At 61.3% G+C, this 5321-nt stretch carries 5 protein-coding genes; 2 read left to right on the forward strand and 3 right to left on the reverse strand.

What is annotated here, in order from left to right:
• The first annotated feature begins 103 nt into the window (after positions 1-103).
• Together BUC08_RS24010 and scpB are read left to right on the forward strand one after the other, a co-directional pair.
• Complete coding sequence (locus BUC08_RS24010; protein WP_037932051.1) at positions 104-1003, forward strand: DUF1403 family protein; 900 nt, start codon at positions 104-106, stop codon at positions 1001-1003.
• A gap of 2 nt (positions 1004-1005) precedes the next feature.
• Positions 1006-1647 (forward strand): SMC-Scp complex subunit ScpB, encoded by a 642-nt coding sequence (gene scpB, locus BUC08_RS24015; RefSeq protein ID WP_037932048.1) that lies wholly within the window; start codon positions 1006-1008, stop codon positions 1645-1647.
• Here the strand turns inward: scpB and BUC08_RS25285 are convergent.
• Genes BUC08_RS25285 through BUC08_RS24030 form a run of 3 tightly spaced genes read right to left on the reverse strand, consistent with a single transcriptional unit; the run spans position 1621 to position 5151 of the window.
• Positions 1621-2637: a TniQ family protein gene (locus BUC08_RS25285; RefSeq protein ID WP_073194628.1), complete on the reverse strand. Its 1017-nt coding sequence runs from the start codon at positions 2635-2637 to the stop codon at positions 1621-1623. The genes scpB and BUC08_RS25285 overlap by 27 nt on opposite strands.
• The gene (locus tag BUC08_RS24025) at positions 2634-3515 is read right to left on the reverse strand and encodes a TniB family NTP-binding protein (protein ID WP_037932044.1); all 882 of its coding nucleotides are present in this window, start codon (positions 3513-3515) and stop codon (positions 2634-2636) included. Before BUC08_RS24025 ends, BUC08_RS25285 begins: the two co-directional genes overlap by 4 nt.
• Before the next feature lies 1 nt (position 3516).
• A complete protein-coding gene (locus BUC08_RS24030) occupies positions 3517-5151 on the reverse strand; it encodes a Mu transposase C-terminal domain-containing protein (protein ID WP_037932042.1) in 1635 nt (544 codons plus the stop codon).
• Positions 5152-5321 lie beyond the last annotated feature (170 nt).

A 5321-nucleotide genomic window follows, 5' to 3' on the forward strand; every position in this document is an offset into this window, starting at 1 on the left:
GTCCGATAATGCAAACTTATTGGACATAGTGGAGAGTGGTAAGGTGGGGCGCTTTGTGCACTATATGTTGGACGAAAGCGCCGCCATGCAGTAGTATCGGGGCATGAACTATGCCCGGCATCCTGCCCGAAGCAACCCTGAGACTATACCCCGGCTGCCGCCCTGGATCACCTCTGGGCGGGCGCAAACCCCTGAAGATGTGTCCTTTTTGTCAGGCGCGGCGCTCAGCTATCTGCATGTTGTGTTGGGGCATGAGAGCGTCCCCAAACCCTTGTTGCGCAACAGATTGGCTTTGCGCGCGGCAGAGGTCTGTGTGGCGTTTTCCGGGCGATCCGAAAGGTCGGGGGAGTTGCGCGACGAGATCGCTTTGCTGCGACCGGGAGATCAGCCGGGGCCAGCGGGGCAGGTCTGTCAGATGTGGATGCGGGCGGTGGAGCGACCGGTCTCAATCCGGTCCCAGCATCGTGCGATGCCGCAGCATGATCCGGAACGGATTGCGGTTTGGCTCGACCAGCCCCACTCAGGCCAGGGTGGCCCGGTGGATCGGGCGGCGTTGGTGCTTGGGGCTGTGCTGGCTGACGCTCCGCAGCATGGGGCTGCCGCCTTGGTTCTGGCGGATGCGGCCCTTGCGCAGGCGCTTGGCTGGGATCACGTGATCCCCTTGCTGGCGGTCGGTATGATGCGTCGCGACTTGCGCAAGACCGATGACGACTTGCGCCTGGCCTGCCACGAAGCCATCGTTACGTCTGTGACCGAGGCAGCGCGGATGGCTGCTGATCTTGCGCAGCGCGCAGCGCGGCTTAGCGCGATTGCGCCGAAGCTGCGGGCCAGGGGGTCGGATGAGGCGGTTCAGATGTTCCTGAACCGGGATGCGGTGGCACCTTCGGCGCTTTCCTCGCTGAATTCGGATCGATCGGCCCGGCGGTTCTGTGATCGGTTGGTGGAGCTGGGCGTGGCGCGGGAACTGACCGGGCGCGATACGTTCCGGCTTTATGGGGTGTAACAATGGCCAAAGATCGGTCAGACTTGGATCTCGACAAAGAATTGGCTGGCCTGCCTCAGGCCTTGCGCTGGCGCGAATGGATGCGGCGGATCGAGGCTGTGCTGTTTGCCTCTGCCACGCCGGTGCCGCGGGAAGACCTGACCCGGGTTGTGGGGCAGGGGGCATCGGTTGATCTGCTGGTAGAAGATCTCGCGGCTGATCTCGAGGGCCGCGCCTTTGAGGTGGCCAAGGTTGGGGATGGGTGGACGTTGCGCACCCGCTCGATCTATGCGCCCGCGATCCGAGCCGCAGCGGATGTGGGCGAGCAGCTGTTGGATCTGCGAGAGTTCGACGTCGCGGTGCTTGCCGCGATTGCTTATTACCAGCCGATTACGCGCGATGGGCTGAAGGACATCTTCGGGCGAGAGATCAGCCGCGACCTGATCGGTCGGTTACATGATCGCGGGCTTATCGGCACCGGCCCGCGCGCGCCCAGGCGCGGCGCGCCCTATACGTTTGTCACCACCGAGACGTTCCTCACCGCGTTCGATCTGGAGACGCTTCAGGACTTGCCGGACCGGGAACAAATGCAGGATGCCGGACTCGGAGCCGAAAGCGGTTCGAATTCGATGTCCCTCTCAAGCTTGTCTCGAACGTCTGTTTGATTGAAGACGGCCGATGGCCTGCAATAGGTCTGTCAGATCGGGGCGAGCCGGACGTGTGTTCTGTTCCGCGGAGTTTCGAAGGATGACCCTCTTGCTGAAGGATGAGGCCAGCCCTGGAAAAGTCGGCGCGGTCCGGGCAATGCGTGCCCAGAGGGCTGCGCCCGGGTTTTCGCACTGCCAATGGAACGGCATCGGGCCGTCTGTCAATTGACGGAACAGACGGAGGCGATCTCGGATCGACAGGTGCGCCATGGATTTGAGCTCGTCGCCAAAAGTGAAACAGGCCGAGCCAAGCAGAGTGGGAAGGGAGGTTTTTCCTGGCAGCCGATGCCCCGCTACATGCAATCGCAGCAGGTCGTTGAGCAGCCGTTCGAGCTGCTGGACGTCGTGTTCGGCACGCGCAGTGGCTTTGCGGAGATCGCCACCGCACCAAACGCAAATCTGCTGTGGCACAAGCCGGTCCTGCCTGGACGGGGCAACACCACCTCCGCAGGTGGGGCATATATCGCGCAATTGGCAGCCATGCCGGAAACAGGTCACCCGCGTGGCCAAAGTCCAGCCGCGCCGGAAATAGGGTGCATGATCTTCCCTCAGGCAGGCAGGACAATATTGCAGGCGAGTGACCTGCGGCCCGGACGCCTGGCGCGCCTGAGACACGGTCAATAACCGCAAACGCAATCGAGCCAGCGGATCAGGTACAAGGGCCAGACCGGCGATATCCTCGGCAGGCACCCGGGTCTGTTCGACAAGAAAGTTGAGGACATGCTCGGGAAGAGCCCGGTCAAGTCGCGTCGACCAGCTCGCGCCTCTCAGTCCGAGAACGCGCCCGAAATATCGTGCCGGGACACCATTGGCCAATGCGAGCCGGTGCAGCCAACTTGACAGAAGCTCTCCCGGAGCCGGAGCGACATCCACGGGCCAGCCGCGTCCCACCTCGCTGGCATATCGGCGCGCAGGCGTGACGGTGATCCCAGGTGAAGACCGGTTCACGTCATCTCGTCGCGCAAAGCAGCGTTCCGGCGCCTCGACAGTGGAATGTAGTTAAGGGATGCAATGCTCGCTTCGGTGATTTGCTCCTCACCGTTCCTGATCGCGGCAATTGCGGCATTGCTGACAATGTCGACAACCTCTCCGATCAAACCTTCCGACAGATCATGAACGATCCTCGCCAGTGGCTGGCGCGAGAGCTCCGAGGGTAGGGCAAGCGGCATGCTGGCCTCAAGGCTGTCGAGGAGCGTTGCGAAATCCTCATCATACCCCCACCTCGGAATAGGGATCGTGTCAAACCGCGATCCCATCTCCTCGGTATTGTGGATTGCGTCGTAGACCGCGACCTCACCGACAAGCACAGGCGAAATGTCATGAACCCTGGCCATTCGGCGCAGGAACGAAAATATGGCTTTGACGTCCTGCCGTCGTCCCCGCAGGGCACTGTGGAATTCATCGAAAATGAGCACGCGGGGCTTCAGGCTTTCCAGCAGATGATCCACTTGCTCTCCCGCGCGTGACAAGCTTCTCCAGCCAGCTGCCTGAGGGGCGCGCAGGCCGGAAAGAATGCTGGCATAGAAATGGGATAGGCCGGCGCCTTCCCGGGTCTGGATTACCCAGACCCTTTGCCGATCCGACTGTCGTAAATGCTCGATGGCGAAGCGTTCGGCAATCATCGTTTTGCCGTTGTGATAGGGGCCCGCCAGCAACACGCCCCGCGGGCGCAAGGAGGATGGCCGGTCTAGCAGAAGATGCATGGCGTCGTGGGCTTTGCCAGCGACCGGGTGGCTGATCCAGCGCGGCCCTCGGATATGGGTAATCCGAAGCGCATCCTCGGAACCAAGTAGCAACGCGGCGGAGGGAAGGAGGTGATCCGCCATCTCACCAATCCTCCACCGGAAAGACCCGTCGCGGGCGGTCCCGGGCCGGGCCCTCGCGGGTGGGTGCCGGGGAAGGGGCAAGTTTCTGATAGGGTTTTGGAGCATCGGCCGCATGTCTGGCGCGGGTCAATGCCTTCATCTGCTGTTTTCGCGATGCCGACGCATCCACGGTCGCGGCGATTTCGCGCCGGATCGCCGTTCTGTCTTCGACCGGGCGTCTTCCGGATTCGCGCAGCCGGTTTCGTTCGGCCTTGTGTTGCCACAGGGTGATCGGTTCGGACAAGCCGTCTCGCCGGCCGACCGCGCGCCAGGCTCCGGTATCGGGATCCCTGAGGTAGACGTGGCTCATGTCGCGCGGGTCGTAGCGAAGATCGAAGGCCTCCAGCCGGTCGCGCCGGGCGATCGATGGGCCGAGCCAGGGATCGAAATAGTCGATGGCGAAAAGGCTGATGCCTTGAGGTGAAATCCTGCGGGTGGTGTTGGGGAGGAAATTGAGCAAAACATCCATGGGATTGTCGGCGGGGCCTTCCATCACACGGCGCTTGCGTTCCCAATCATCCATCGGCACGGTCAGTTTCCGAGCGTTCTGGCTGAGATTGTGGTCAATTATCGCCAGTGCGATACAGCGTTCGAGGTCCGAGAAGCTGAGCTTCGCCCGGTCCGCGGATAGGTATTCACCCCGGTCCGCGATGGAGCGCCCGGTCTTTCCTGGCAATGACCGCAGCACTGTGTTCACCTTGCCGAGAAGGCGTTCGACAACACCGCCACGATGGACGGTCCCCTTGTTCCGGGTTTGAATGGCGATGCCATACTCCGCACATCCTCGGGTGAAACTGGCGCTTTTGAATTCCATTGCGGAATCCACCACGACCTGCTTCGGACGGCCAAACATCGGCCAGGCATGATTGATGTTGCGTTCGGCCAGCCAGTCTTCCTTGCGGCACATCGCCTGCGCCAGACAAAGCGCGACCGACAGGCGCGACGGTTGCTCTAGGGTCAGACAGAACCCGATGATTGCGCTTGTCGCGACATCCGCTGCGATCGTAAGGTAAGGCCGACCGACAAAGATACCCTGACCGTCGATGATTTCCACGAACTGGATATCGGCAGGGGTATGGTCGATCTGGACCACGTCAAGGGCGTGCTTGGCCCGGATATAGCCAGGTCGAGGTTTCAGACGGCGCAAGCTTTTTCCGCCGGAGTGTCGCCGACGTGCGATCTCTTCTGGTGTGAACAGCAGCGGGATGCGCTTTGCGACGGTGACGTAGGCTGGCGGAGAAAGCCCCTCGCTGGCACAGCGTGCGCGAATTTCCTCGATGATTGGAGCGAGGTCTGGTTGCTCGGGCCGAAGCCACATTTCCCGCAGCGTTTGCGCAATGATTTCCTCGACGGCCTGGCTGATCCTTGTGCGTCTGGCACCGCTCGTTCTTGGCAGAAGGGAAGACACTCGGCGTTCGTCACGGTATCGGCTCAAGTGGTTGTAGATCTGGCGCGCCGACAGGCGCAATTCGGACGCCGCGCGCGCGACCGCGTCTCGCATTGGTTCCGTGCCATCTAGAATGCGGTCCAGCTCTCGCGCAATGCGCGTGGCCTTGCTCCAGGCCTCGTCAGAGGGTTCCTGTCCGTTCAGCGTCATAAGCCGGTCGTCTCAGAGTGTCTCAACATCATTTTCCGCCCTAATTCTCTCGCTTATTGAAATGCGAGATAAAAATTGAAATCGCAACGTAATATTCTACGTCTATTTCCGCCTCATCCTGCTGAAATCGTTTAAGAACCTTTTGATGAAACGACAATGCAATTGCGACA

This window comes from Pseudosulfitobacter pseudonitzschiae, assembly GCF_900129395.1.
GTDB classification, from domain to species: Bacteria; Pseudomonadota; Alphaproteobacteria; order Rhodobacterales; family Rhodobacteraceae; genus Pseudosulfitobacter; species Pseudosulfitobacter pseudonitzschiae.